Source organism: Streptomyces platensis (assembly GCF_008704855.1).
In the GTDB taxonomy this organism is placed as follows: Bacteria; Actinomycetota; Actinomycetes; order Streptomycetales; family Streptomycetaceae; genus Streptomyces; species Streptomyces platensis.
The window spans coordinates 7,443,820-7,468,092 of record NZ_CP023691.1 but is presented as its reverse complement, the minus strand read 5'-3'; the positions used below and the strand labels follow the sequence as shown (position 1 = coordinate 7,468,092).

The window sequence follows — 24,273 nt, the reverse complement described above, 5'->3', positions numbered from 1 at the left end:
GCCGCCCGACCCGGCCCGGTCCGCGGCGATGTCGCGGACCGGGCCGGGCGGGAAGGCAACGGGCTTCGGTGGATCAGCTGTTGAGGCTGGTGTGGTTGAACCAGGCCTGGCGGCCGACGGTGAAGTCGACCACCGGGCCGGACCCGTCGATCTTGCCCTGGTACTGCTGCCCCTTCTTCAGCGGGCTCTCGATCAGCTTGTCGTGAGCATCCCTGATCGAGTCGATGACGAGGGTCGGGACCTTCTTCAGCAGCGCCGGGTCGATGGGCTGCGCGGGGGCGATGGTGAGGGCCTCGTCCCAGTTGGGGCGCTCCGCGAGCTGGTGGGCGAGGTGGATCTCGTCGCCCTCGCCGAATACCAGGTAGGTGAGGTATTCGGGGTAGGGCAGATTGCCGAGCTTGCGGAAGGAGAGCACGTCCTCCCGCTTGCAGTCCACCATGGTCTCGGCGGTGGTCATCTGCTGGAAGTCGCGGCTGCCGTCCGGCTTCACGACGACCCGCTCCAGGTGGACGCCGAACTCCTTGCCCTGCTGGAGCTCGGGGAGTTCGAAGTGGTGCGGGCAGCGCAGGGAGTAGAAGACCCGCTCGTTCTCGTGCTGCGCCAGGTCCTTCAGGTACATGTTCCGCAGTTCGCCGTTGTCCTTGATGGAGAAGCTGAAGACCGCCTGGTAGTTGTGGCCGGACTGGGGGTTGTACAGCGCCAGGTGGTAGAAGAACAGCTTCTTCTTGCCCAGCAGCAGGAAGCGGTGGATGTGCTCGTGTGCGTCCGTGGAGCCGGATGCGGGGGTGGGGGTCATGGTGTGGTCTCGCCTTTCATGGGTGGGGGGTTGTGGTGGAAGCGCCGCTGCCGCCGGGTCCAGAAGGGCCGGTCGGGCCAGCGGGTTTCCTGCGCGTGCACGGCGCGGTGGCCGTGCTGGTAGGCGGTACGGGCCGTGCTGACCCTGGCCGCGTAGTCGGCCAGGGCCGCCCGGTCGCCGTGCAGCCGGGCGTCGACGGCCTGGCCCGCGCTCAGCCCGGTGTAGAGGGCGGTGAGGATGCCCTGGGAGCTGAGCGGGTCGAAGGCGGCCGCCGCGTCCCCGGCGGCCGTCCAGCCGTCGCCGTGCACCCGGTCCAGATGTGCGCTGCGGGCGGCGGCCCGGCGGGGCGGTCGCAGGGTGGTGAGCCCGTGCGGGCGGGCCCGGCGGGAGATGTGCCGGGTGGCCAGCAGCCGTTGGCGGAACCGCTCGGCTCCGCGCGCGGCGGCGACGGGCAGATCGGGGTCGGTGAAGTAGGCGACCAGACGCTGCCGGGAGGGCAGCAGCGCGGTGTACCACCAGCCATCCTGGTCGGACTCGACCAGCGAACGGCCGTCGAGGGGGGTCTGCGGGGCCGGGTCGAGGGTGAGGTGGAGGGCGGTCAGCTGGTCTCCGGTGCGCCGCCGGGCGCCGGCGCGGACCGCGATCGCGGCGCCCCGCCCGGTGGCGTCCACCACCCAGCGGCAGCGCACCGTACGGTCCCCGGCCCCGCCGGCCCGGTCGCGCAGGGCGAGCCGCCAGGTGCCGTCCGACTGCCGGGAGGGGCTCCGTACGGCGGTGTGCTCGGCGACCTCGGCGCCCGCCGCGCGGGCGGCGGCGCGCAGCCGGCGGTCGAAGAGCGGACGGTCCAGGTGCCAGCCGTGCCCGTAGGGGTCCTGGAGGAAGTCCACGGCGTGCAGTTCCGGCGAGCCCCAGGCGGACAGGTTGCCGTGGCAGGGCAAGTGGCCGCTGCCCAGGACCGGTTCGGCGACGCCGAGGTCGGCGAGCAGCAGCCGGCCCATGGACACCAGCGCCTCACCGGCCTTGGGCGGACCGGTACCGGCGTCGGCCAGCAGGACCGTCCGGCCGGCGTGGACGAGGGTGAGCGCGGCGGCACAGCCGGCCGGGCCACCGCCCGCGACCACGACGTCGTAGGCGGGGGCGGGGCTCACTGGGCGCCGTGGAAGGGGTCGAGCTTCTCCAGGTATCCGGCGGCGATCTCCGTCTCGTCCCGGCCGGTCGCTTCCATGACTTCCTGGATGGCCTGTTGGACGAGCATCGCCTCGACGGTCTCGGCCGGGACCTCGCCGGTCCAGGCATCGGCCACACCCGCCAGTTGGGGCGCGCCCGCCTCGGGCACCTGGATGTTGACGAGGTTGGCGTGGTCGGGGGCCGGCGGATAGCCCGGCTCGGACTCCACCTGGATGTGCTGCGGGAACTTGCCGTCGCCCACGGTGTATTCGCGCGTCTCGACGATGCCGAACTTGTACCAGTCGTCGATCATCTGCCGGCGCTGCTTGTTGAAGTCGGTGTCCTTCAGGCCGCGCAGCCAGACCGCCCGGTTCTCGAAGGCCTTCTCCCTGACGCTGTCGTCGGAGCCGCTCGGCGGGGTGTTGACGGTCGCGAAGTCGGACTGCTTGAGCACATGGTTGGGCACCTGGGCGGGCCAGAAGGTCGGCAGGTAGGGGCTGTAGCGGGGGCCGAGCCCGGACCGAACCTGGTAGCCGGAGCGGCAGCTCGCGGCGTCGCACTGCCAGGGGGCGGCCATCCAGCGGGTGAGGTCACCCGGCCCCTGTGCGTGCAGCGGACCGGTCTTGCTCAGGGCTTCCTGGACGGTGAGCGCGTCTCCGTAGTCGGGTTCCGGGTTCTCCGGTGTGCGGTGCAGGATGCGGAACGGCTCGGAGTACATGGTCTTGTGCCGCATCGGCCAGGTGACCTCGCAGCCCGGGTGGAAGGCGTCGGCGGCGCAGTTCTCCAGCGCGCCCCGGTCCAGCAGACCCGGCTGCGCGGCGACCGGCGCCGTATCGACGTCCGGGTGGCCCGTACGGGGCGGGCCGGTGGTGAAGTGGCCGTCGGCCCATTGGGCCAGCATCCGGTCCTGCTCACCGGAGATCTTGATGTGCTGCCGGACGGAGGTGGGCTTGCCGCTGGACATGGCGTCGCCGTAGAGCCAGGGCCAGGGCAGGGGGGAGGTCCCGTCCCGGCAGTAGTCACGCATCTGGACATAGATCTGCCGGCGGAGTTCCCGGCTGGCCTCGCCCGGGTCGGCGAGCCGCTTGCGCAGCGCCGGGTCGCGGAAGTCGTACGGGCCGGACCGGCCGAACTGGGTGGCGAAGCCGTGGTTGACCCACTGGAGCTGGCAGAACCGGTCCAGTATCGGTTCGATGTGGTCCGGGTAGGAGATCTGCTGCACGGCGGGCAGGGTGTGCTCGGTGACGAACACGTCGTACAACACGTCGTAAAGGGTGCGGACGGTCTTCACACCGGGCGCGAAGTGCGGCGGGGCGACCACGGCCCAGGCCGGGCCGGCGCTCTTGGTGACGCCCCCGATGGTGACCTCCGCCGTGACCGGGCCGTCGGACACGTCGTCGTACCAGGTGTCGTTGTTGGCGACACCGGAGATCGGCTTCTCCGGAGTGGCGTAGGAGGCCGACTTGCCGACGCCGCCGACGACCAGCAGCCGGCCGTCGGTCTGGGTGGTGATCGATCCCAGGGGGACCGCCCGGTTCATGATCTTCCCGGCGAGGGCGGCGTTCTCGTGCAGGGAGGCGCGGATCTCCTTGCGGCCGGCGTCGATGACGAGCTTCTTCCGGTCGGCTCCCCGGACGTCGAAGTTCCGGCGGCGCAGCTGGGTCTCCTGAAGGCCGCCGGCCTCATCGATGTCGAGCGCGAGATGGAACTGGTACCAGGCGGCTTTCTTGTTGGCCAGGTGCACCGACCACTTGATCTCGGTGACCCCCGCCTCGCCCAGTTTGAGTTCCCGGACGGCTTCCCCGGCCTGGTTGTAGCCGTAGACCCGGAACCGGGCGGCCTGCCGGATGACCTTCCCGGCGCTGTCCTTGTACGAGCCGGCCGGCAGCGGCGGCTGGTCCGGGGATTCCGGGCCGATGAAGGGCGGTTTGTCGCTGTTGCCGACCCGGGCTATGCCGATGGCGGGATGGATTTTGACCTGGACTATCTGCGTGTCCATCGAGGAGCCTTTCGCTGGGCGGGTTGTGGTGCCCCCCGACGGCTCAAACGTGGATCAGCCCGGTGCCCGCCGTGACCTCCAGGCATCGCAATGGATGAACGGGTTCACCCTTTCGTGTCGGCGGCCCCGCCCGCTGCCGTCGTACGGCGCGGGCGCGGCGCCGCCGACCACGCTCCTCAGGCGTCGGCGAGACCCAGCAGCGCGGGCTGGTCGGCCAGGTCGCGGAAGGCCGCCCGCGGGTCCTGGAGCAGCTTGCGCTCGGTGAGGTCGAGGAGCCCGCAGACGGCGCTCACCTCGGCGGCCACCGTCCCGTCCGTCGTGCGGACGGTCTGCTCGATCCGGAAGGTCTTGCCCTCGCCCCACACGAACGCGCAGCTGACCTCGACCTCGTCACCGGCCCGCAGCTCCCGCCGATAGCGGATGGTGGTCTCGACGGTCACCGGGCCGACGCGGCGGTCCACCATGGTGCTCTGGCGGATGCCGCTCGCCTGGAGCAGCGACCAGCGGGCGTGCTCGGCGTACTGGAGATAGACGCTCTGGTTGAGATGGCCCTGGGTGTCCGTCTCGTAGCCGCGCACCGTGATCCCGACGGCGAACGGCTCCGCCGCGTCCGTACCGGCTGCCCGTTCCGCTGCTTCTGCCATGCGCGCTCTCCCACTCCCCCATAGGCGCCGGTCCGCCACGTCGACCCCCGGCGCCTCATTGGCCACTTGCTTCACATCGTAGGCACGGAGATCAAGGGGCCGGGGGCCTTTCCCGGGACCGCTCCCCGGCCCGTGTGCGGCGGCCGGGCCGGCGGTGGCGGCAGGGGGCCGCGTCAGGGGCTGCCCGTCTTCAGCCGCAGGTTCCACCTGTCCAGGATCTCGCCCACCGGCTGGAAGATGGTGAGGGTGGCACCGCCGAAGTTGCCGCACCCGGCGGCGCCGCCGCCCGAGTGCACGCCCAGGGCCTTCGGGGCGCTGGGCTGGGTGACATACGAGCCGCCCGAATCGCCGGGCGCCGAGCAGGCGTTGGTGAACGACAGGCCCTCGATGACGGTGTTGCCGTAGTCCACGGTCTGATCGACCCGGGTGATCTCCCCGCAGTGCCAGCCGCTGCTCTGCCCGGAGTGGCACATCGACATCCCGACCAGGCCCTCCTGCGCACCGGTGACGGTGACCGGCGTACCGCCCTGCCCGGCCACGTCCGCGCTGACCGTCCAGTCCGGCCGGTCGACCTCGACCAGCCCGAAGTCCCCCTCGCGGTCATTGACGCTGTGTTCGCCGCCCTGGTTGGAGGTGCCCATGCGGCTGCCGTCCTTGCCGAACGCGGCCTGATCGGGGGTGAGCGTGCAGTGACCGGCCGTCAGAAAGCCCTGGAAGCTGCCCGGCCCGGTCACCGAGAAGCCGATGGAACAGATGCCCTCGCTGCCGGGCATCCACCGCTCACCGCCCACCACCGTGCCGCCCTGCTGACGCGGTGTCTGGTCGCTGCGCTCGACCGTGACGGGGATCTTCGACCGGGCCCCCAGCGCGCGGACGGACTGCTCGAAGACGGCGGTCCGGGCGGTGCGCCGGGTGCGGTCCATGCGGACCACCACACCGTTGGCCCGCTCGTCGACACCCCAGCCGGTGACGCCGGGCACCCCGTCGCCGGCCCGCTCGGTGATCTGCCGCATAAGGGCGGTGAGCGCGGCGCGGCCGTGCGGCACCGTCTTGGGGACCGCGCCGGCGGCCCGCACCCGCTGGGCGTCGGCGGCGCCGGTGACCGCGACGACGAGTTTGCCGGTGGTCCGGTCGAACCACATCCCGGCGGGCGGGCTGCTCAGCGTCCGGCGCACGGCCGCCGCGGCACGGTGCGCATCGGTCTCCTGCGCGAGCCGGGTCCGCACCTGCACCGCGTTCAGCCCGAGGTCCCGGCGCATCGCGTCGAGCATGCCGCGCGGCGAGGGCTTGGGCGAGGGATCGGGCCGGGGCACGCCGTGCGCCGGGCTGAACGGGCCGACCGCCGCCACGACGGTGGCGGCGGCCGCGCCCCAGAGGGCTGCCTTGCGAAAGCGGCGTTCCATCGGGGATCTCCTCGCGGTGTCGAGTGCACATCGGATCCGATGTGGTGAGCGTGCTCGACACCGCGGCGTGCGGCATGAGGGCGGTCCCCGGCATCATGTCCGGGTGTTCCGCGAACCCGGCCGTCAAGTCCCCACCGTCCACGGCACGGTGGCGTTCCGGCAGCTTCCCGAGGCGCTGCGCAATGTGACCTACTCGGGTGCCCGCCATCCGGGAGCGACGACACCTGAATGCCCGTCATACGTGGCGGGCGGGGCGGCCGGTGTCCCCGGTCAGGGCCCCGTACCGGGCCCCTTCGACGACCTGGCCGGGGGCGCGAACTGCCAGCGCTACGCCTACGCCGTGCTGCGCCACTTCGGCCTGCTGATACCGCCGTTGCGCTCGGCGGAACTCTGGGCCGACGAACGGGCGACCCACCGGGTGGAGCGTCCGCGGCCGCTGGATCTGGTGCTGTTCGACAGCGGTCCGGCGGACGGCCGGCCACCTGGCTACGGCGCGCACGTGGGCGTCCACCTGGGCCCCGACCAGGTCCTGCATCTGTGCCGGGAGGCCGGGCGGCCCGCCGTATGGCGCTATGCGGACTTCGCGGCGCGGCCGCGCTACGGGCGCTTCCTCGGTGTCAAGCGGGCGGGGCGGGCCGAGGAGGGCTGAGCGCTCCGGGGCCGCCGAGGGGGCGCTGAGCACGCCGGACGGGCCGAGGGGCGCCGGCCGCTCCGGGCGGTCCAGGAGCCCTCAGCGCTCAGAAACCGCCGCCGCCGTCGAAGCCGCCTCCACCGAAGCCGCCACCGTCTCCGAAGCCACCGCCGTCACCGAAACCGCCGCCGAAGTCGTCGCTGTTGAAGTCGGATCCGGAGTAGTCCCCGCCGTCGGCGCCCGCACCGCCGAAGTCGGCGCCGTAGGCGGCGGACGACATCATCATGTTGCCCAGCAGGGTGCCCACCAGGAGGCCGGGCAGCAGGCCGCCGCCGAAGTAGCCGCCGGCCCAGGGGCCGTAGGCCGGGCCCGCGTCCCAGTAGGGGCGGTCGCCGTTCGCGGTCCTGACCGTACGGGCCAGCGGCTCCCGCCCGTCGTCCATCCGGCTCTTGTCCGCGGCGCAGACCGGCACGGTGCGCTCGGCACCGCCCGCCGGGGCCCACCGGACATCCACGACGGACGGACCGTGCCGTGGATCGAAGAAGCACGGCAGCCGGCGCTCGGGCAGCGGCCGTCCTTCGCGTCGTGCGGCGAGGGCGGCCAGCGAGAACCGGCCGTCCTCCAGCGCCTGGGTCACCGCCTGGACGTCGCCGGGGTGCTGGGCCGACGCCATCGCGGACTTGGCGTTCTCGTAGGAGTCCAGCGCATGGGTGTAGTCCGTGCGCATCGCGTCGTCGGCGCCGGGCTCGCCGGGGTTGAAGTCGAGCCGGTCCAGCTCCTCGCCGAAGGCGGTGATGTCCTCGTCGACGACGACCCGCAGATCCTCCAGCGCGGCCCGCTCCTCCTCGATCCGCCTTCTGCGGTTGCGGCGGGCGATCGCGTAGGCGCCGCCGCCTCCGACGGCCACCAGCACCCCGAGCCCGATCGCCGTGCCGGTGTCGAAGCCGCTGCCGCCGGAGCCGCCCCAGGAGGCGGGGGCCTGGCCGTGGGCGGACCGTGCGGCCGTGTCGACGAAGCTGTTCAGGCGCTCGTTGACCGTGGGGTAGTCGGAGCTCTTGACCGATCCGACGAGGTTCTGCACCGAGTTGCGCGTCATCACGCGTGGGTCGGCGCCGGCGTTGAAGCCGTTGCCGAGCTCGACGGCGTAGACGCCGCTGATGCCGACCTTGGTGCGCAGGTTCTGGAGCAGGGTGCCGGGCTGGTACTCGGCGGCCCGCGGCAGCACGGCGACAAAGATCGGCTTGTCCGCGTCCTTGATTTTCTTGGCCAGCGCGTCCGCCTGGGCACGGGAGAACTGGTCCGCGGCACGGGGATCGACGTAGACCGGGCCCTTTTCGAGGGCCGCCGCGGCCTCGTCCAGCCCCCCGGCGGCGCGGGCACCCGGTGCCATCGCGGCGGCCACCGCCAGCAGCGCGGCCACCAGCAGGAGGACTGGTCCGATCAGCGCACGACGCGTTGCGGTCTTCATGTGTTCGACGCTACCCGAACCGCACTTTCAGGACATCACCGGAGCGTGGATCAATTCCGTCCCGAGCGGTGGATTCTCCCTCCCGTCCAAGGGGCTGTCGCGCCGGGACTGTCCATCCAGGTGATCGCTCAGCGCGTCGTTTTTGATGCCCGAGGTGCCGGGGATGTTCGGCTCGCACCTCCCCCGAGGAAACGAGGAGACGATGTCTAGGGCCACCTCGATGGCCACCAATCTGGCCGTCGCCGTCGCCACCACCGCCGTCGGCTGCATGCTGGTGATCTCGCTGGCGCCGTCGCAGCCGGACACCGGGAAGAGTGGTCCCGCGGCCGGCCGGCCGGTGGCCGCCACGGCCGGCCATGCGGGCTCGGCGGCGCGGGCCGCCACCTCGGCCCTCGGTGCCCCCGCCGCCAGTGCCGACCCCGAGGAGTTCGCCTCGCCCCCGACGGGGCGGATCGAGGTGACCGCCCCGGAGCCCGGCGTCGACTACAAGGCGAACGGCAGTTTCGTGGTGACCTGGAACAACAGCACGGGCGAGGAGGTGGACGTCTGGCTGCGGACGGCGACCGGCGGGGGCGAGTCGGAGCGGGTGGCGCTGGTCGCGACCAAGGCCGGTGCCGGGCGGGCCGGCGAGGCGCTGGTGACGCTGCCCCGGGTGCCGCCGGGCAAGCGCTACTTCCTGGAGGTGGCGACCGCCGGTGACGGCGCGGTCCGCGCCTTCAGCCGGACCTTCGCCATCACCAACTGACCGGCGGCCACCCGGCCCACAGCCTTTACGGCGCGGCGATCCCGACCAGTCCCGCCAGGGCCTCCCGGTGCCGCCCCGGCGACCCGAGGGCGAGCTCATCGCTCTTGGCCCGCTTGAGATACAGATGCGCCGGGTGCTCCCAGGTCATGCCGATGCCGCCGTGCAGCTGGACGCACTCCTCGGCGACACGCACCGCCACCGGCGCGCAGTACGACTGGGCGACGGCCACCGCCACCGGGGCGTCGGGGCTCTCGGTGGCGAGGGCGTCGGCAGCGTTCCGGGCGGCGGCGCGGGCCGAGGCCACGTCCAGCCAGAGGGCGGCCATCCGGTGCTTGAGCGCCTGGAACGAGCCGACGGGGCGGCCGAACTGGGTGCGCTCGGCGGTGTGCCGCACGGTTTCGGCCAGACACCATTCGGCGACGCCCAGCTGCTCCGAGGCGAGCAGTCCGGCACCGGTGAGCAGGGCGCGGTCGACGGTGGCGCCGGCGCGGTCCCCGGTGGCCAGGAGGCGGCCGGGGGCGCCGTCGAAGGTGAGGTGGCCCAGGGGGCGGGTGAGGTCGAGCGGGGTGACGGTGTCGGTGCGCACCCCGCCCGCCGACGGGTCCACCGCGTAGAGCGCCGGTCCGTCGGGCCCCTGGGCCGGGACGAGCAGGAGCTCGGCGGCCGCGGCATCGGCGACCGAGGTCACCCGGCCGGTCAGGGCGCCGCCGGCATCGGCCCGTACGGACGCCGGACCGGACAGCCCGCCGGGGGCGGTGGGCAGCGGGACGGCGAGCACACCGACGGTGCGGCCCTCGGCGAGCGCGGCGAGCGACGCGGCGACATCCGCACGGTCGTGCTCGCAGCCGAGCAGGGCGGTCACCGCGAGGACCGCGCTGGTCAGATAGGGGACGGGGGCGACGGCACGGCCGATCTCCTCCAGCACCACGGCGGCCTCGCGGGCGGTGGCGCCCGCGCCGCCGAGCTTTTCGGGCACCAGCAGGCCCGCGGTGCCGATCTCCGTGGCGAGGGAGTGCCACAGGCCGGTGTCGTAGGCGACGTCCGACTGCAGGCCGGCGAGCACGGTGGCCGGATCGCTGCGGGCGGCGAGCAGCGACCGTACGGCGGCGCGCAGCGCGTCCTCGTCCTCGGAGTAGAGGAGGTCGGGGTCGGGCGCCATGGCGGCGGGCAGGGTGGTCCCGTCGTTCATCGGGGGAGGTCCTTCCACGCGACGTCCTTGTCGGTGCGCGGCTCGGGCGGCAGCCCCAGCACACGTTCGGCGACGATGTTGAGCAGCACTTCCGAGGTGCCCCCTTCGATGGAGTTCCCCTTGGCGCGCAGATAGCGGTAGCCGGCCTCGCGGCCGGTGAAGTCGACGCCGTCGGGCCGGCGCATCGTCCAGTCGTCGTAGGTCAGCCCGTCCTCGGCGAGGAACTCCACCTCCCAGCCGCTGATTTCCTGGGCGAGCCGGGCGAAGGCCAGCTTCATCCCGCTGCCCTCGGGGCCGGGTTGCCCCTTGGTCATTTGCTGGCGCAGCCGCTCACCGGTCAGCCGGGCGACCTCGGCCTCCACCCACAGCTTCAGCAGCCGCTGGTGCAGGTCGTGGGTGCGCAGTTCGGGGCGGGCGCGCCAGTCGGCGGCGGCGACGCCGATCATGCCGCCCTCGCGGGGCATGCGGGCGCCGCCGATGGCGACCCGCTCGTTCATCAGCGTGGTCTGGGCGACCTTCCAGCCCTCGCCGACCGCACCGAGGCGGTGGGCGTCGGGGATCCGGACACCGGTGAGGAAGACCTCGTTGAACTCGGCCTCGCCGGTGATCTGCCGCAGCGGACGCACCTCGACGCCGGGGTCGGTCATATCGCACACGAAGTAGCTGATGCCGCGGTGCTTGGGGACGCCGGGGTCGGTGCGGGCGATCAGGATCGCCCAGCGGGCCAGATGCGCGCTGGACGTCCAGACCTTCTGGCCGTCGACGATCCAGTCACCCCCGCTTCCGGCTTCTCCCCCGTCCTCCCGGACCGCGCGGGTCGCCAGCGCCGCCAGGTCGGAGCCGGCCCCGGGCTCGCTGAACAGCTGGCACCACACCTCCTCGCCGGTCCACAGAGGGCGCAGGAACCGCTGCTTCTGCTCGTCGGCGCCGAAGCGCAGGATCGTGGGCGCGGCCATGCCGAGGCCGATACCGATGCGGCCGGGGTCGTTGCCGGGGGCCCCGGCGGCCTCCAGTTCCGCGTCGACGACGGCTTGCAGGGAGCGCGGCGCGTCCAGTCCGCCGAGGCCCCGGGGGAAGTGCACCCAGGCGAGCCCGGCGTCGAAGCGGGCGCGCAGGAACTCCAGCCGCCCGGTGATGGCGGGAGGGTGTGCGGCGAGCAGCTCGGCGGTGCGCCGGCGCAGGTCATCGGCGTCCGTCATCGGGCCTCCTCCGCTCCGGGAACCACCACGAGCCGGCCGACGGAGGTGCCGTCGGCGACCCGCTGGACGGCGTCGGCGGCCCCTTCCAGTGGAACGCGTCCGCCGATCAGCGGCTTGATGACGCCCTGCGCGGCGAGCTTGGTGAGCTCCTCGTGGCAGGCGTCGATGGCGGCCGGGTCCTTGGTGTTGTACAGGCCCCAGTGGAGGCCCAGGATCGCGTAGTTCTTCACCAGCGCGTGGTTGAGCGCCGGGGTGGGGATGGCGCCGCCCGCGAAGCCGACGACGACGATCCGGCCCTCGAACGCGATGCACTTGACGGACTTGGCGTACGCCTCGCCGCCCACCGGGTCGTAGACGACGTCCGCGCCGCGGCCGCCGGTGGCCTCCTTCACGGCGGCGACGAGGTCGTCGGAACGCCGGTCGAGTACGACATCACAGCCCAGTTCACGGGCGGTCCGGGCCTTGTCGGCGCCGCCCACCACGCCGATGACGGTCGCGCCCGCGGCCTTGCCGAGCTGGACGGCGGCGCTGCCGACACCGCCCGCCGCGGCGTGCACGAGCAGGGTCTCGCCCGCCTGGAGCCGGGCCCGGCGGTGCAGTCCGAACCAGCCGGTCTGGTAGCCGATGTGCAGCGCGGCGGCCTCGGCATCGTCCAGGGCCTCGGGGGCCGGGCGTACCGTCGCCGCGTCGACGACGGCGAGTTCGGCGAAGCCGCCGTCCGGCAGCGGCGGCTGGGCCAGCACCCGCGCACCGGTCTCACCGGTCGCGTCCTCCCCCACGGCGAGCACCTCGCCGCAGATCTCCACGCCCGGGGTGAACGGCAGCGGCGGCCGCACCTGGTACTGGCCGCGGCACAGCAGGGCGTCCGGGAAGTTGACGTTGGCGGCCCGCACCCGCAGCAGCAGCTGCCCCGGCCCCGGCTGCGGGTCCGGCACCTCCTCCAGCCGCATCACCGCACGCGGCTCGCCGTTCGCGTGTACGCGCCATGCCTTCACCTGGTGCCTCCACAGACCTTGGATACGCGGTGGGGCGGAGGGCACACCGGCCCCCTCGCCAGCGACATACTAAGCGGTCGGTATCCCGTAGGGAACAGTCTTCGCCACTCCATCGCATCCCTCGCGGGGCCCCGGCGCACCGTGGCGCGGGGCCCGCCGTCCGCGGCCGCGCCGCGGCTACCCGTCGCGGAGCGCGGACCAGAAGTCCGGGTCCTCGAACCCGAGTGCCCACAGGCCGGTGCCGCGCACCCCGTACTTCCTCAGCAGCGGCAGCTGCGCGCGGACCCCGCGGCCGTCCTGGTACCAGACCTCGTGCTCCGCACCGTCCTTGCGGTAGGTGAAGTGCGGGGTGCCGGACACCTCGTCGAAGTGGTAGTCCGCGTCCTCCCGCTCGCGCAGCGCCTCGGCCTCTTTCCAGGTCACATGGGCCGCATGGCCGGTGACCCCGCGGATCCAGTCCCAGCCGTAGCCCGGGAAGGCCACCTCGATCTTGTGCCGGGGGACGGTGTCGGTGGCGTAGCGCAGGAACTCGTCGTACCAGTCCCTGGCCGAGAGCGGGCCCGCGTCGCCGCCGGACCAGTGCAGGTCGTAGCCCATGATGCGGAACCGGTCGGCGTACCGGCCGAGCCGCTCGTAGTCGAAGGCCTGGCCACTGCCGCGGACCCGGGCCAGCACCGTGACCACACACTGCTTGTCCCTCTCGTGCAGCCGTGCGCACAGCTCCTTGACGAGCGCGTTGTAGCCGGTCCGCACTCGGTCGCGGTCCTCCCGGTCACCGCTGAGGGCCATCGCCTCGTAGTCCAGGTCGAGCCCGTCGTAGGAGCGGCTCTCGACCAGGTCCAGGAGCGTGTCGATATGGTCCCGCCGCCGCTCCGGGTCGTGCATCAGCGCGGCCATCTTCGCGGCGCCGAGGGTCTCGGTCACGGTGGGCACGACATCGATCCCGGCGTCGTGCAGCCCGTCGATGATGTCGCGCCGGCCCGCGCCCGTGTGCCCCTTGACGGCGGTGTCGGAGGAGGTTTCGTACCAGAAGGGGCTGACGGTGTGCAGCTGGGCGGCGTGCCGCAGCGCGTCGCGGTAGGCGGCGTCGATATCGCCCCAGTAGGGCAGCCAGGCCGAGCCGGTCCGCCCGCCGCTCCTCGGGTCGTGGGCCGCCGCGGCCGCCGGGGTCCAGAGCCCGGTGAGCAACGCCGCGGTCAGCAGTAGCGCAAGCCCGGTGCGCGACCGGGTTCCTGATGCTTGATCCATTTCGCGAGCGCTACCCGATGCAATTACTGACGTACCGTCAGTTCGGCCGAACGGACGCGCCCGGGGGGCGGAGCCCTTAAGTGCGCCCGGCTCGCTGCTGGGCGTCCCGCAGGGTCTCGGACGGGGTGGCCCAGCGGGCCCGGATCACCCGGAAACCGGCCTCCTCGCAGGCGTCGCAGACGAGTTCGTCGTCGTCGACGACATGGCGGATCTCCCGGTCGCGGGCGATCCGGCGCAGGATCTCCAGCTTGGTGTGCCGCGCCGGGCGCCGGTCATGGTTCGGGCGCATCCACAACCTGCCCTCGGGCAGGCCGTGTTGGGCGAGCCAGGCCACGGTGTCCCGGCGGCAGCGCTCCGGACGGCCGGTCAGATAGACGACCTCGCAGTCCTCGGTGCTGCGCAGTGCCAGGGCCACCCCCTCGACGAGGGGAGGGTCCTCGGTGGCCGCCGCGAAGAAGGCCCGCCAGTCACGCGGAGTCTGCCGCAGCAGATGCTGGCGGTGGCCGGTGTCCGCGAGCGTGCCGTCCAGGTCGAAGACCGCCAGGGGGCGCGTCGTCATGCCGTTGTCGTCCTCTTCCGTCGCTGCCGTGCACCGGATCCCTCGGGCAAGGTGACCGCGATCCGGCCGGATTCGATTCCCCGTGCGAGGGAGAGGCGATCGTACGCGATATCGGCACAGGTCGCGGTGTCCATCCGCAGCCGGATGTCGGGGTGCTCGGCCGGGCCGTCCGCGTAGCCGGGCCCGCCCTCAGGGTGGCCGGATTCCGGCCCGTCGCCGCCGAGGACGACATGGAACTCGCCCTCGTCGAGGGCGATGTCGATGACGTCGGTGCCGTCCGTGAAGTGCCGGGCCAGCCGCGCCATGAGGGGGACCGCGAACCAGTGGGCCCGTAGCGCGTCGGTGGGGCGTCGCTCGTCGAGGGCGGGGGCGCCCCAGTCGGCGAGGGCGGTGAGCGCGGGCAGCAGTGCGTGCCCGCGGGTGGTGAGCTCGTAGACGAAGGCGGCGCCGGGCGGGGCGAGCCGGCGGCGGGTGGTCAGACCGTCCCGTTCCATGTCCTTGAGCCGGGAGGCGAGCATGTCGGTGCTGACACCCGGCAGGTCGGCGTGCAGATCGGTGTAGCGCCGGGGGCCGCCCAGCAGTTCCCGGACGATCAGGAGCGTCCAGCGGTCGCCGACGGCGTCCAGGGCCCGGGCGACGGCGCAGTACTGGTCATAGCTTCGGCGCGGCATGACACCAGCATAGACAGAGGTTGGACTTTCCAAGTGCCGGCTTGGTAAAACCAAGTACGTTGTGACGAATGCTGCCGCGCCGCGCGGTGAGCGAGCGACCGGGAGGCCACCGCATGCAGTTCAAGCAGTCCAGCAAGATGGCCGACGTCTGCTACGAGATCCGCGGGCCGGTGATCGAGCACGCGGACGCGCTGGAGGAGGCGGGCCACAGCGTGCTGCGGCTGAACACCGGCAATCCGGCGCTGTTCGGCTTCGAGTGCCCCGAAGAGATCCTTCAGGACGTGATGCGCAATCTGTCCCGCGCACACGGCTACACGGAGTCCCGCGGCATCCTCTCGGCCCGCCGCGCGGTCGCCCAGCACTACCAGCAGAGCGGACTGCCCGACGTCGGCGTCGATGACATCTACCTCGGCAACGGCGTCTCCGAACTCGTCTCGATGGCGGTGCAGGCCCTCCTCGACGACGGTGACGAGGTCCTCATCCCGGCCCCCGATTTCCCGCTCTGGACGGCGGTGACCTCCCTCGCGGGCGGCAAGCCCGTGCACTATCTCTGCGACGAGTCCGCTGACTGGCTGCCGGACCTCGACGACCTCGCCTCGAAGATCACCGACCGGACCCGGGCGATGGTCATCATCAACCCCAACAACCCGACCGGCGCGGTCTATCCGCGTGAGCTGCTCGACGGCATGCTCGATCTCGCCCGGCGCCACGGGCTGATGGTCTTCGCCGACGAGATCTACGACCGGATCCTGTACGACGGCGCGGTCCACCACCATGCCGCGGTCCTCGCTCCCGACCTGGTCTGTCTGACGTTCAGCGGACTGTCCAAGTCCTCCCTGGTGGCCGGATTCCGCTCCGGCTGGCTGGTGGTCTCCGGCCCCAAGCAGCACGCGGCCGACTATCTGGAGGGCCTGGGCACCCTCGCCTCCATGCGGCTGTGCCCGAACGCCCCCGCCCAGTACGCCATCCAGGCCGCGCTCGGCGGCCGGCAGAGCATCCAGGACCTGGTGCTGCCGGGCGGCCGGCTGCACGAGCAGCGCGACCGGGCCTGGGAGCGGCTGAACGAGATCCCGGGCGTCTCCTGCGTCAAGCCCAAGGGCGCGCTCTACGCCTTCCCCCGCCTCGATCCGGCCGTGCACAAGATCCACGACGACGAGAAGTTCGTCCTCGATCTGCTGCTCCGGGAGAAGATCCAGGTCGTCCAGGGCACCGGCTTCAACTGGCCGCGTCCGGACCACTTCCGCATCCTCACCCTCCCGCACGCCGATGACCTGGACGCGGCGATCAGCCGGATCGGACGCTTCCTGGCGGGCTACCGCCAGTAATGCCGGGCGCCCGGCCACACCGGGCCGCCGGCCGGCCAAGGCGGCAAACCGCACCCCGCCCCGCACTCACTCGAACGGCCGTACCCCTTCCCTGGCCCCGTCCGCCGCCCGCCCATACGGTCCCGGGGCCGGGCGGCGGGCAGGAAGGCCGCCCTGGCGCCGAGGAGGCCCCGCGGCACCTCCGGTGGTCTCCGGGCCCCGGCCCTCCCTCTCGCCCGGTGGGCGCCCGTTCCGCCGTCCACCGGCCGAACGCGCTCTTGAGCGCATCGCCCGCAGGAGATTAGGTGGAGGGCGGCAATCCTGCCGTCACCCCACAAGGGAGAGGGATTCGATGCCCGTACGACCTGCGGTATCGGAAGCGGAACTGGAAGCTCACCTGCACGGAATATGCTTCAAGACGGGCCCGCCGCGCCGAATCGGCGTGGAGATCGAATGGCTGGTCCATGATGCGCGCAACCCCCGATGTCCGGTCGAACCGGACCGGTTGAAGAGCGCGGCCACCGCCCTGCGCGCACTCCCCCTCACCTCTCTGCTGACCTTCGAACCCGGCGGCCAGCTGGAGCTCAGCTCGCTGCCCGCCACCTCCCTCACCGACTGCATCGAGGCCGTCACCGCCGATCTCGCGCAGGTCCGGCCCGCCATGCTGGCCATGGGCCTGGGCCTGGCCGGCCACGGCCACAATCCGTGGCACTCTCCGCGGCGGGTACTGACCGATCCCCGCTACAACGCCATGGAGGCGTACTTCGACCGCTGGGGCTCCGCCGGGCGGTCCATGATGTGCGCCACCGCGTCCGTGCAGGTGTGTGTGGACGCCGGCCACGAGGAGCCGGGACCGCTCGGATACAGCCGGCGCTGGCTGCTGGCCCATCTGCTGGGCGCCGTATTGGCCGCGGCGTTCGCCAACTCACCGATCAGCGAGTCCTGCCCTACGGGCTACCGCACCACCCGCCAGGTCATCTGGTCGCAGCTCGACCCGGCCCGTACGCTCGCCCCGCCCCCGGGGCCGGATCCGCGCACCGCCTGGGCGCGCTACGTCCTCGACGCACCGGTCATGTGCATCCGCTCCGAGGACGGCCACTGGGACGCTCCGGAGGGGCTCACCTTCCGCGAGTGGATCCGTACCGGCGTCCCCAGACCGCCCACCCAGGAGGATCTGGACTACCACGTCACGACGCTCTTCCCGCCGGTACGGCCGCGCGGCCATCTGGAACTGCGCATGATCGACGCGCAGTCGGGTGATGCCGGGTGGATCGTGCCGCTGGCCGTCACGGCCGCGCTGTTCGACGACCCGGAGGCCACCGAGCGGGCGTACCGCATCGTCAAACCCCTGGCGGAGACGGCCGGTTCCCGCCCCGCGCCGCGCAACCCGCTGTGGCGGCATGCCGCCCGCGCCGCGCTGACCGACCCGGAGCTGCACACCGCCGCGGTGGCCTGTTTCGCCGCCGCGCAGGAGGCCCTGCCGCGCCTCGGGGCCTCCCCCGAGGTGCGCGCGGCGGTCGCGGAGTTCACCGAACGCTATGTGGCACGCGGCCGCTGCCCCGCGGACGACCATCTCGACGCCCTGTACGCCGCGGAGGGCGACCTCATCGTTGGGAAGGACAGCCAGTGACCCTCGACCCCGAGCTCCTTCGTGAGCGGGCTGCCTCGGCGCTGCTGGCCGCCCGCGACCGCACCCGCCTGCTGACCACCTGCGTCGAGCATCCCGACCTCGTCGCCCAGCACTCCCCGCTGATGTCCCCGCTCGTCTGGGACCTGGCACACATAGGCAACCAGGAGGAGCAGTGGCTGCTGCGCACCGTCGGCGGCCGTGACGCGCTGCGCCCCGACATCGACTCCGTCTACGACGCCTTCGAGCACCCCCGGTCCGAACGCCCCTCGCTGCCGCTGCTGGCACCCGACGAGGCACACGGCTATGTCGCCGAGGTCCGCGGCCGGGTGCTGGACATCCTGGAGAGCGCCCCGCTGCACGGCGGTCCGCTGCTCGACTCCGGTTTCGCCTTCGGCATGATCGCGCAGCATGAGCAGCAGCACGACGAGACCATGCTCATCACGCACCAATTGCGCACCGGCCCGGCCGTGCTCACCGCGCCCGAGCCGCCGCCCGCCCCCGACGACCTCCTCCCGGCCGAAGTGCTGGTCCCCGGCGGCCCGTTCGCCATGGGCACCTCCACCGAGCCCTGGGCGCTGGACAACGAACGGCCCGCCCACCGCCGGCTGGTGCCCGCCTTCCTGATCGACACCACACCGGTCAGCAACGGCGCCTACCAGCGGTTCATCGAGGCCGGCGGCTACGAGGAGCGACGCTGGTGGGCCGAGGCCGGCTGGGCGATGGTGCAGGAGCACAAGCTGCGCGCCCCGCTCTTCTGGAAGCGCGACGGCGGCCAGTGGCTGCGGCGGAGGTTCGGGGTGACCGAGCCGGTGCCGCCGGACGAGCCGGTGCTGCATGTGAGCTGGTACGAGGCGGACGCCTACGCACGCTGGGCCGGCCGGCGGCTGCCGACCGAGGCCGAGTGGGAGAAGGCCGCCCGCCATGACCCGGCGACCGGGCGGTCCCGGCGCTACCCCTGGGGCGACGAGGACCCCACCCCGGCGCATGCCAACCTCGGCCAGCGGCATCTGCGGCCCGCCCCCGTCGGCAGCTATCCGGACGGCCAGTCACCGCTCGGCATCCGGCAGTTGATCGGCGATGTGTGGGAGTGGACGGCGAGCGACTTCCTGCCGTATCCGGGCTTCGCCGCCTTCCCCTACCGGGAGTACTCCGAGGTGTTCTTCGGCGACGGCCACAAGGTGCTGCGCGGCGGTTCGTTCGGGGTCGACCCGGTCGCCTGCCGGGGCACCTTCCGCAACTGGGACCTGCCGGTCCGCCGGCAGATCTTCGCCGGGTTCCGGACCGCCCGGGACGCCGACCCGGCGGCGGTGGACGCATGAGGGCCGCGGCCCCGACCCGTGGGGAGGCCGGTGCCTGATGTGCCGTCACCTTGCCTACCTGGGACCGGAGCGGCCCTTCGGTCAGCTCCTGCTCGCCCCGCCGCACGGCCTCTACCGGCAGTCATGGGCGCCCCGCCGCCAGCGCCACGGCACGGTCAACGCCGACGGGTTCGGCGTCGGCTGGTACGCGCCCGGCGACCCGGTGCCCGCGCGCTACCGGCGGGCCGGGCCGATCTGGGGCGATGATCTGCTGCCCGACCTGGCGCGGGTGGTGCGCACCGGCGCGCTGCTGGCCGCCGTGCGGGACGCCACCGTGGCCGGGGCGGACGCCGAGGCCGCGGCCGCGCCGTATGCCACCGGCCGCTATCTGTTCAGCCACAACGGCGCGGTGGCCGGCTGGCCGGACGCGCTCGCCCCGCTGGCCGCCGAGCTGCCGCCGGAGGAACTGCTGCGGCTGCCGGCCCGCTGCGACGCGGCGTTCCTGTGGGCGCTGGTCCTGCACCGGCTGGCGCGCGGCGACGAGCTCGGCGACGCGCTGGCCGGTACCGTCGCGGCGGTCGCCGGGGCCGCACCCGGGTCCCGGCTCAATCTGCTGCTCACCGATGGCACCACCATCGCCGCCACCACCTGGGGCGACACGCTGTGCCATCTGGCCCTTCCCGAAGGCGGCACGGTCGTCGCCTCCGAGCCGTACGACGATTCCCCCCACTGGACCGAGGTCCCCGACCGCACGCTGCTGCGCGCCACCGGGACCGAAGTCCACCTCACCCCGCTCAAGGAGCCCGCGACGTGAGCCCGCTCAGCATCACCCGCACCCTCCCTGCCGACGCCACCGCGGCCGCACTGCGCGCCGATGTCGCCCAGGGGCTGTCCCGAACCCCCAAGCAGCTGCCGCCGAAGTGGTTCTACGACGCCCGCGGCAGCGAGCTGTTCGAGGACATCACCAAGCTGCCCGACTACTACCCGACCCGGGCCGAGCGGGAGATCCTGCTCACCCGCGCCGATCACATCGCCACGGCCACCCAGGCCCGCACGCTGATCGAGCTGGGGTCCGGCTCCTCCGACAAGACCCGCCATCTCCTCGGCGCGCTGACCGGACTGCACACCTATCTGCCCATCGACGTCAGTGAATCCGCGCTGGCCGCGGCGGGCGAGGCGCTGCTCACCGAACACCCCGGGCTGACCGTGCACGCGCTGGTCGCCGACTTCCAGCAGGGCATGGAACTCCCCCGGACGCCCGGCCCGCGGCTGCTCGCCTTCCTCGGCGGCACCATCGGCAATCTGCTCCCCGAGGAGCGGTCGGCGTTCCTGCACTCCGTGCACGCCATGCTGTCCCCGGGCGATGCCCTGCTGCTCGGCACCGACCTGGTCAAGGACGAGGCCACCCTCGTCACCGCCTACGACGATCCGCAGGGGGTCACGGCCGCGTTCAACAAGAACGTCCTGGAGGTCATCAACCGCGAGCTGGGCGGCGACTTCGACCCGGCGGACTTCGACCATGTCGCTCTGTGGAACGCCGGGCAGGAGTGGGTCGAGATGCGGCTGCGGGCCCGTAAGGACCTGACCGTCAAGATCCCGGGAGTGGACCTGGCGGTGACCTTCGCGGCGGGCGAGGAGGTGCGCACCGAGGTCTCGGCCAAGTTCCGCCAGGAGGGCGTGCGCACCGAACTGGCCGCCGCGGGGCTGGAGTTGAAGAACTGGTGGACGGACAGTGCGGACCGTTTCGCGCTGTCCCTGTCCTTCCGGGTCTGACAGTTGCCGCTTCCCGGCCGGCGTGTCCTTCGGGGCCGCCGGCCGGGTGCCGTGTTCGCGCGCGATGTGGTTCGATGCCCCGACCGCGTGTGCGCACCGGACGGCCGGTGCGCACGCACGCCGACTCGACGGGCAGGGGAAGCGGCATGGGACCGGTGCTGGATCGACGGGGATTCCTCAGGGGCGCGGCCGGACTGTCGGCCGCCGGGGTGCTGGCCGGCGTCGGCAGCGGGCAGTTCACGGCCGGGGCCGCGGAACGCCGGGCGTCCGCGGTGTCCGTGGCGGACTGGATGGCGGCGCTCGGCGACGGCACCCCGGTCCAGCGGCTGACGATCCCCGGCACCCATGACTCCGGTGCCCGGCTGGGCGGCCCCTGGGTGGCCTGCCAGAACACCTCCGTCGATGCCCAACTCGCCTCCGGCATCCGCTTCCTGGACGTCCGCTGCCGGGCCATCGACAACGTCTTCGCCATCCATCACGGCGCCTTCTACCAGGAGCTGATGTTCGGCGATGTGCTCAACGCCTGCCGGGCGTTCCTCCGGGCGCACCCCTCCGAGACGGTGCTGATGCGGGTCAAGCAGGAGTACTCGGAGGTCTCCGCCGAGGAGTTCCGCCGGATCTTCGGCAGCTATCTGGACGACAAGGGCTACCGGTCGCTGTTCCGGCTCGATGCCGGTCTGCCGACGCTGGGTGAGGCGCGCGGCAAGGTGGTGCTGCTGGCGGACTCCGACGGCCTGGGCGGCGTCCGCTACGCCGATCCGCAGCTGTTCGACATCCAGGACGACTACATGGCGGAGCCGTTCGGGAAGTACCCGAAGATCGAGGCCCAGTTCCGCAAGGCCGTCACCCAGCCGGGCAAGCTCTTCGTCAACTACGTCAGCACCTCCGCCTGGCTCCCGCCCCGCTCCAACGCCGACCGCCTCAACCCGCAGGTCAAGAAGCTGCTGACGGGCCCGGAGGGGAGCGGCTGGACCGGGCTGGGCATCGTGCCGATGGACTTCCCGAACGAGGCCGGCCTGGCCGGGACGCTGATCGCGCACAACCTCGCGGGGCGGCGGCTGCGGCGCGCGGCCTGACGGCGGCCGGCGGGCTCGGCGGCGCCCCTCGGTTCACCCGACCGGCCCAGGGAACGGCGGCCTCACCACACTCGGTGCGAGCGGTCCGCCGGACCCGCGATTCCGGGTCCGCCGGGTGCCCCGGTGCGGGTTTCTCCGGTGCTCTTCGCCGCTCGTACGGAATGAGGCGGCCGGGTGACCCAACCACAGCGGCCACCCCTGCATCAGACTGGGTGAAATGTCTGGATCCGGTGTCGCCCCTGCGTCCAAGGGGGTGCCTCCGGCTGATGCGGGGAGGCGGCGGCTGGTGGAGACGAGCGAGCGCGGGACCGTGCCGGCGGACAGCGCCGGCGGGGCGGCCGAGGTCGCCGGGGTGCCGGCGGCCGGGGTCTGCCCGGGTCCCGGCGGGCCGGCCTGCACCGGTCGCGGCCGGGACGGCGTTCCGCTGCGGGTGACCCTGGTGCTCGGGGTGCTGACCGTGGTCGTGGGCAGCACGGTCCTGGCACTGAGCTCCCCGTCCCGCGATCCGTTCCTGGCCCCCGGGGACACCGCCACCGGCTCCTACTCGGCGAACCGGGCCGACGGCGACCAGGCCGCCGCCGCGGTGCTCGCCGGCCCTTACCAGGAGCGGCCCGGCCCGCAGGTGGCCGCCGCACGGCACGACAGCGTCATGGCGTCCTCGCTGTCCCGGTCCCGGCCGCTGCTGGCCGCCCCGGCGGCCCCCTCGCCGGCGATCGGCGCGCTCTTCTCCCCCGACGACGAGGGCAAGCCGGTCCACCACTGCACGGCCAGCGTGGTGCAGTCCCCGGCGGGCGACCTGATCGCCACCGCGGCGCACTGTGTGCACGACGACGGCTTCCGGACCCGGCTGGTGTTCGCGCCCGGTCTGCACGACGGCATAGCGCCGTACGGCCTGTGGGTGCCCACCCGGATCCATGTCGACCCGCGCTGGATCCGGGACCGGGACCCGGACCACGATGTGGCGTTCCTGCGGGTGCGCCGGGCGGGCCGGACCGGCGACCGGATAGCGGACGTCACCGGCGCCGAACGCATCCGCTTCGACACACCGGCCGGGCGCCCGGCGCAGCTGACCGGCTATCCCGAGGACCGGGACATACCGGTCAGCTGCCGGCACACGGCGGACGCCCAGGGGCCGGCCCAACTCCGTTTCAGCTGCCCGGGGTTCCCGAACGGGACCAGCGGCGGGCCGATGCTCACCGACCTCGATCCGGCCACCGGGACCGGTGCGCTGATCGGTGTGATCGGCGGTCTCGACGAGGGCGGTGACGACCTCGTCTCGTACAGCAGCCGGTTCGGCCCGGACGTGGCCGCGCTCTACCGGCGGGCGACCGCGCAGCCGGGACCGCGGCCCCCGCAGGCCGGCACCCGGGCCGTGGCGTCGGGCGTCAGGCCCCGCGCGGCACCACGGTCTTGAGGACCGACGGCAGCGGATACCAGTCCGCGGTGGCGAAGCTCGCGTGGGCGGCGGCGAGTTGCCTGACCCGGGCCAGCGCCTGGGCCTCGGTGGGGCGGGTGCCGTCGATGGCCGGCGGCACGTTCTGCGCGTCAGTCATGATCAGCAGGTAGTGCCGGGTGTCGTACCAGGCGGTGTCGATGCTGCCGTTCAGATAGGTCGCGGCGTCACCGTCGAAGACCACGAACCACGGGCGCAGCGCGGGGTCCGCATAGCGCTCGCGGGGGTCGCCGGGGGCGGCGCCGTGCACCGCGGGGAAGGCCGTCGACCGGTCCAGTTTCCCTTGTGCCGCGAGGTTCTTGAGGTGGCCGGCGTACTCCACGTCCGTCCACAGCTTGTCGAACGGGTTCTTCTCCTCGACGGTGCCGGGTATCAGCTCGATCAGGAACTTGCCGGCCAGGTCGGCGCGGGAGGGCCAGCCGCCGGCCCGCACCGCCTCGTCGGGTGTGGCGTGCCCGGCGGTGAGATCGCCGGGGCCGTAGACGGCATCGCCCAGCTTCTCGCGCACCAGCGCGTCGAACTCGGCGGGCCCGCGGCCGCCCTTGGCGTTGAAGCCGTCCTTCATCTCTATCTTGAACAGGATCGGACGGTGGCCGGGGTGCGCGTCGTGCCAGGCCCGCACATCGGCGAGGCACCCGGCGAAGTCCTGGTTGCGGTCCTTGGTGCGCAGCTCCGAGGGGTTCGCGGCGCCCTCGCAGTTGCTGTTGTTGCCCAGTGGGTTGCTGTGCGAGACCCGGAAGGACCGGCCCAGCCCGTTGGTCCAGAGGTCGAGTTCGAGCAGCGCGGCGCCGGAGTCCAGGGCATCCGCGAAGTACGGGTACTTCTCCTTCTCATAGGCGTTGTGGACGCCCACGGACGTGCTGGTGCCGTATGTCGTGCCGGCCGGCTCGGCGCCCGCCGGCACGGTCGCCGCGAGCACCGCCGCCGCCGCGACGGCGACCGTTCCCACACACCGCTTCCCGTTCATGTGCCCCGCTTCCCCTAGGTATTCGGCCGTCCGGGCACTCGCCCAACGGCTGATCGAC

22 protein-coding genes are annotated in these 24,273 nt (G+C 72.8%); 9 read left to right on the top strand and 13 right to left on the bottom strand.

Features of this window, described 5'->3' with window-relative positions; all coding sequences use genetic code 11:
- Positions 1-73: 73 nt before the first annotated feature.
- The 5 genes from CP981_RS33020 to CP981_RS33000 form a co-directional block, all read right to left on the bottom strand.
- Positions 74-796, bottom strand: coding sequence for a hypothetical protein (locus CP981_RS33020; RefSeq protein ID WP_085924988.1), 723 nt, complete (start codon positions 794-796; stop codon positions 74-76).
- Positions 793-1,944 carry an FAD-dependent monooxygenase gene (locus CP981_RS33015; protein ID WP_085924989.1) on the bottom strand — a complete coding sequence of 384 codons (1,152 nt, stop codon included), beginning with the start codon at positions 1,942-1,944 and terminating at the stop codon, positions 793-795. The genes CP981_RS33020 and CP981_RS33015 overlap by 4 nt, the downstream gene beginning before the upstream one ends.
- A complete protein-coding gene (locus CP981_RS33010; RefSeq protein WP_085924990.1) occupies positions 1,941-3,962 on the bottom strand; it encodes a LodA/GoxA family CTQ-dependent oxidase in 2,022 nt (673 codons plus the stop codon). Before CP981_RS33010 ends, CP981_RS33015 begins: the two co-directional genes overlap by 4 nt.
- Positions 3,963-4,138: 176 nt before the next feature.
- Positions 4,139-4,606 carry an acyl-CoA thioesterase gene (locus tag CP981_RS33005; RefSeq protein ID WP_085924991.1) on the bottom strand — a complete coding sequence of 156 codons (468 nt, stop codon included), beginning with the start codon at positions 4,604-4,606 and terminating at the stop codon, positions 4,139-4,141.
- A 173-nt stretch (positions 4,607-4,779) separates the two neighbouring features.
- Positions 4,780-6,009, bottom strand: coding sequence for a S1 family peptidase (locus CP981_RS33000; RefSeq protein ID WP_085924992.1), 1,230 nt, complete (start codon positions 6,007-6,009; stop codon positions 4,780-4,782).
- 103 nt (positions 6,010-6,112) lie between these two features.
- Here CP981_RS33000 and CP981_RS32995 point away from each other — a divergent pair, with 103 nt between their 5' ends.
- Positions 6,113-6,658, top strand: coding sequence for a cell wall hydrolase (locus tag CP981_RS32995; RefSeq protein ID WP_085924993.1), 546 nt, complete (start codon positions 6,113-6,115; stop codon positions 6,656-6,658).
- A gap of 88 nt (positions 6,659-6,746) precedes the next feature.
- On the opposite strand, the gene CP981_RS37945 is transcribed toward CP981_RS32995, so the two are convergent.
- A complete protein-coding gene (locus tag CP981_RS37945; protein WP_085924994.1) occupies positions 6,747-8,108 on the bottom strand; it encodes a hypothetical protein in 1,362 nt (453 codons plus the stop codon).
- A gap of 202 nt (positions 8,109-8,310) precedes the next feature.
- Between CP981_RS37945 and CP981_RS32985 the strand changes: the two genes are divergently transcribed.
- Positions 8,311-8,853 carry a GPI anchored serine-threonine rich family protein gene (locus CP981_RS32985; RefSeq protein ID WP_244329890.1) on the top strand — a complete coding sequence of 181 codons (543 nt, stop codon included), beginning with the start codon at positions 8,311-8,313 and terminating at the stop codon, positions 8,851-8,853.
- Between the two features lie 25 nt (positions 8,854-8,878).
- Here CP981_RS32985 and CP981_RS32980 read toward each other — a convergent pair whose 3' ends face one another.
- The 6 genes from CP981_RS32980 to CP981_RS32955 all read right to left on the bottom strand — a co-directional run bounded on the left by CP981_RS32980 (position 8,879) and on the right by CP981_RS32955 (position 14,714).
- Complete coding sequence (locus tag CP981_RS32980; protein WP_085924997.1) at positions 8,879-10,042, bottom strand: acyl-CoA dehydrogenase family protein; 1,164 nt, start codon at positions 10,040-10,042, stop codon at positions 8,879-8,881.
- On the bottom strand, positions 10,039-11,241 hold the full coding sequence (locus CP981_RS32975; RefSeq protein WP_085924998.1) for an acyl-CoA dehydrogenase family protein: 1,203 nt from the start codon (positions 11,239-11,241) through the stop codon (positions 10,039-10,041). The genes CP981_RS32980 and CP981_RS32975 overlap by 4 nt, the downstream gene beginning before the upstream one ends.
- Positions 11,238-12,236, bottom strand: a complete 999-nt coding sequence (locus CP981_RS32970) for an NADPH:quinone oxidoreductase family protein (RefSeq protein WP_085924999.1) — start codon at positions 12,234-12,236, stop codon at positions 11,238-11,240. The genes CP981_RS32975 and CP981_RS32970 overlap by 4 nt, the downstream gene beginning before the upstream one ends.
- Positions 12,237-12,413: 177 nt before the next feature.
- Positions 12,414-13,484, bottom strand: coding sequence for a glycosyl hydrolase family 18 protein (locus CP981_RS32965; RefSeq protein WP_085925000.1), 1,071 nt, complete (start codon positions 13,482-13,484; stop codon positions 12,414-12,416).
- A gap of 76 nt (positions 13,485-13,560) precedes the next feature.
- Positions 13,561-14,043 (bottom strand): phosphatase domain-containing protein, encoded by a 483-nt coding sequence (locus tag CP981_RS32960; protein ID WP_085925001.1) that lies wholly within the window; start codon positions 14,041-14,043, stop codon positions 13,561-13,563.
- The gene (locus tag CP981_RS32955; protein WP_085925002.1) at positions 14,040-14,714 is read right to left on the bottom strand and encodes a winged helix-turn-helix transcriptional regulator; all 675 of its coding nucleotides are present in this window, start codon (positions 14,712-14,714) and stop codon (positions 14,040-14,042) included. The genes CP981_RS32960 and CP981_RS32955 overlap by 4 nt, the downstream gene beginning before the upstream one ends.
- Positions 14,715-14,827: 113 nt before the next feature.
- On the opposite strand from CP981_RS32955, the gene CP981_RS32950 reads away from it, so the two are divergent.
- The 7 genes from CP981_RS32950 to CP981_RS32920 all read left to right on the top strand — a co-directional run bounded on the left by CP981_RS32950 (position 14,828) and on the right by CP981_RS32920 (position 23,209).
- Positions 14,828-16,039 carry a pyridoxal phosphate-dependent aminotransferase gene (locus CP981_RS32950; RefSeq protein ID WP_085925003.1) on the top strand — a complete coding sequence of 404 codons (1,212 nt, stop codon included), beginning with the start codon at positions 14,828-14,830 and terminating at the stop codon, positions 16,037-16,039.
- 331 nt (positions 16,040-16,370) lie between these two features.
- Complete coding sequence (gene egtA, locus CP981_RS32945) at positions 16,371-17,648, top strand: ergothioneine biosynthesis glutamate--cysteine ligase EgtA (protein ID WP_085925004.1); 1,278 nt, start codon at positions 16,371-16,373, stop codon at positions 17,646-17,648.
- Entirely contained in the window at positions 17,645-18,967 is a 1,323-nt protein-coding gene (egtB, locus tag CP981_RS32940; RefSeq protein WP_085925005.1) for an ergothioneine biosynthesis protein EgtB, read from the top strand. Before egtA ends, egtB begins: the two co-directional genes overlap by 4 nt.
- A 37-nt stretch (positions 18,968-19,004) precedes the next feature.
- On the top strand, positions 19,005-19,760 hold the full coding sequence (egtC, locus tag CP981_RS32935; RefSeq protein ID WP_085925006.1) for an ergothioneine biosynthesis protein EgtC: 756 nt from the start codon (positions 19,005-19,007) through the stop codon (positions 19,758-19,760).
- Positions 19,757-20,719, top strand: coding sequence for an L-histidine N(alpha)-methyltransferase (egtD, locus tag CP981_RS32930; RefSeq protein WP_085925007.1), 963 nt, complete (start codon positions 19,757-19,759; stop codon positions 20,717-20,719). The genes egtC and egtD overlap by 4 nt, the downstream gene beginning before the upstream one ends.
- A 146-nt stretch (positions 20,720-20,865) precedes the next feature.
- A complete protein-coding gene (locus CP981_RS32925) occupies positions 20,866-21,795 on the top strand; it encodes a phosphatidylinositol-specific phospholipase C (protein ID WP_085925008.1) in 930 nt (309 codons plus the stop codon).
- Positions 21,796-22,081: 286 nt separating this feature from the next.
- Positions 22,082-23,209 (top strand): trypsin-like serine peptidase, encoded by a 1,128-nt coding sequence (locus CP981_RS32920; protein WP_085925009.1) that lies wholly within the window; start codon positions 22,082-22,084, stop codon positions 23,207-23,209.
- Here the strand turns inward: CP981_RS32920 and CP981_RS32915 are convergent.
- Positions 23,181-24,215 carry a phosphatidylinositol-specific phospholipase C domain-containing protein gene (locus CP981_RS32915; protein WP_085925010.1) on the bottom strand — a complete coding sequence of 345 codons (1,035 nt, stop codon included), beginning with the start codon at positions 24,213-24,215 and terminating at the stop codon, positions 23,181-23,183. The genes CP981_RS32920 and CP981_RS32915 overlap by 29 nt on opposite strands.
- Between the last annotated feature and the right edge of the window lie 58 nt (positions 24,216-24,273).

Coding starts and splice junctions, on each gene's coding strand:
- CP981_RS33000 (WP_085924992.1), bottom strand. CDS start 6,009: ATGGAACGCCGCTTTCGCAAGGCAGCCCTCTGGGGCGCGGCCGCCGCC.
- CP981_RS37945 (WP_085924994.1), bottom strand. CDS start 8,108: ATGAAGACCGCAACGCGTCGTGCGCTGATCGGACCAGTCCTCCTGCTG.
- CP981_RS32985 (WP_244329890.1), top strand. CDS start 8,311: ATGTCTAGGGCCACCTCGATGGCCACCAATCTGGCCGTCGCCGTCGCC.
- CP981_RS32950 (WP_085925003.1), top strand. CDS start 14,828: ATGCAGTTCAAGCAGTCCAGCAAGATGGCCGACGTCTGCTACGAGATC.
- CP981_RS33010 (WP_085924990.1), bottom strand. CDS start 3,962: ATGGACACGCAGATAGTCCAGGTCAAAATCCATCCCGCCATCGGCATA.
- CP981_RS32975 (WP_085924998.1), bottom strand. CDS start 11,241: ATGACGGACGCCGATGACCTGCGCCGGCGCACCGCCGAGCTGCTCGCC.
- CP981_RS32960 (WP_085925001.1), bottom strand. CDS start 14,043: ATGACGACGCGCCCCCTGGCGGTCTTCGACCTGGACGGCACGCTCGCG.
- CP981_RS33020 (WP_085924988.1), bottom strand. CDS start 796: ATGACCCCCACCCCCGCATCCGGCTCCACGGACGCACACGAGCACATC.
- CP981_RS32965 (WP_085925000.1), bottom strand. CDS start 13,484: ATGGATCAAGCATCAGGAACCCGGTCGCGCACCGGGCTTGCGCTACTG.
- CP981_RS32925 (WP_085925008.1), top strand. CDS start 20,866: ATGGGACCGGTGCTGGATCGACGGGGATTCCTCAGGGGCGCGGCCGGA.
- egtC (WP_085925006.1), top strand. CDS start 19,005: ATGTGCCGTCACCTTGCCTACCTGGGACCGGAGCGGCCCTTCGGTCAG.
- CP981_RS32955 (WP_085925002.1), bottom strand. CDS start 14,714: ATGCCGCGCCGAAGCTATGACCAGTACTGCGCCGTCGCCCGGGCCCTG.
- CP981_RS32980 (WP_085924997.1), bottom strand. CDS start 10,042: ATGAACGACGGGACCACCCTGCCCGCCGCCATGGCGCCCGACCCCGAC.
- egtA (WP_085925004.1), top strand. CDS start 16,371: ATGCCCGTACGACCTGCGGTATCGGAAGCGGAACTGGAAGCTCACCTG.
- CP981_RS32915 (WP_085925010.1), bottom strand. CDS start 24,215: ATGAACGGGAAGCGGTGTGTGGGAACGGTCGCCGTCGCGGCGGCGGCG.
- CP981_RS33005 (WP_085924991.1), bottom strand. CDS start 4,606: ATGGCAGAAGCAGCGGAACGGGCAGCCGGTACGGACGCGGCGGAGCCG.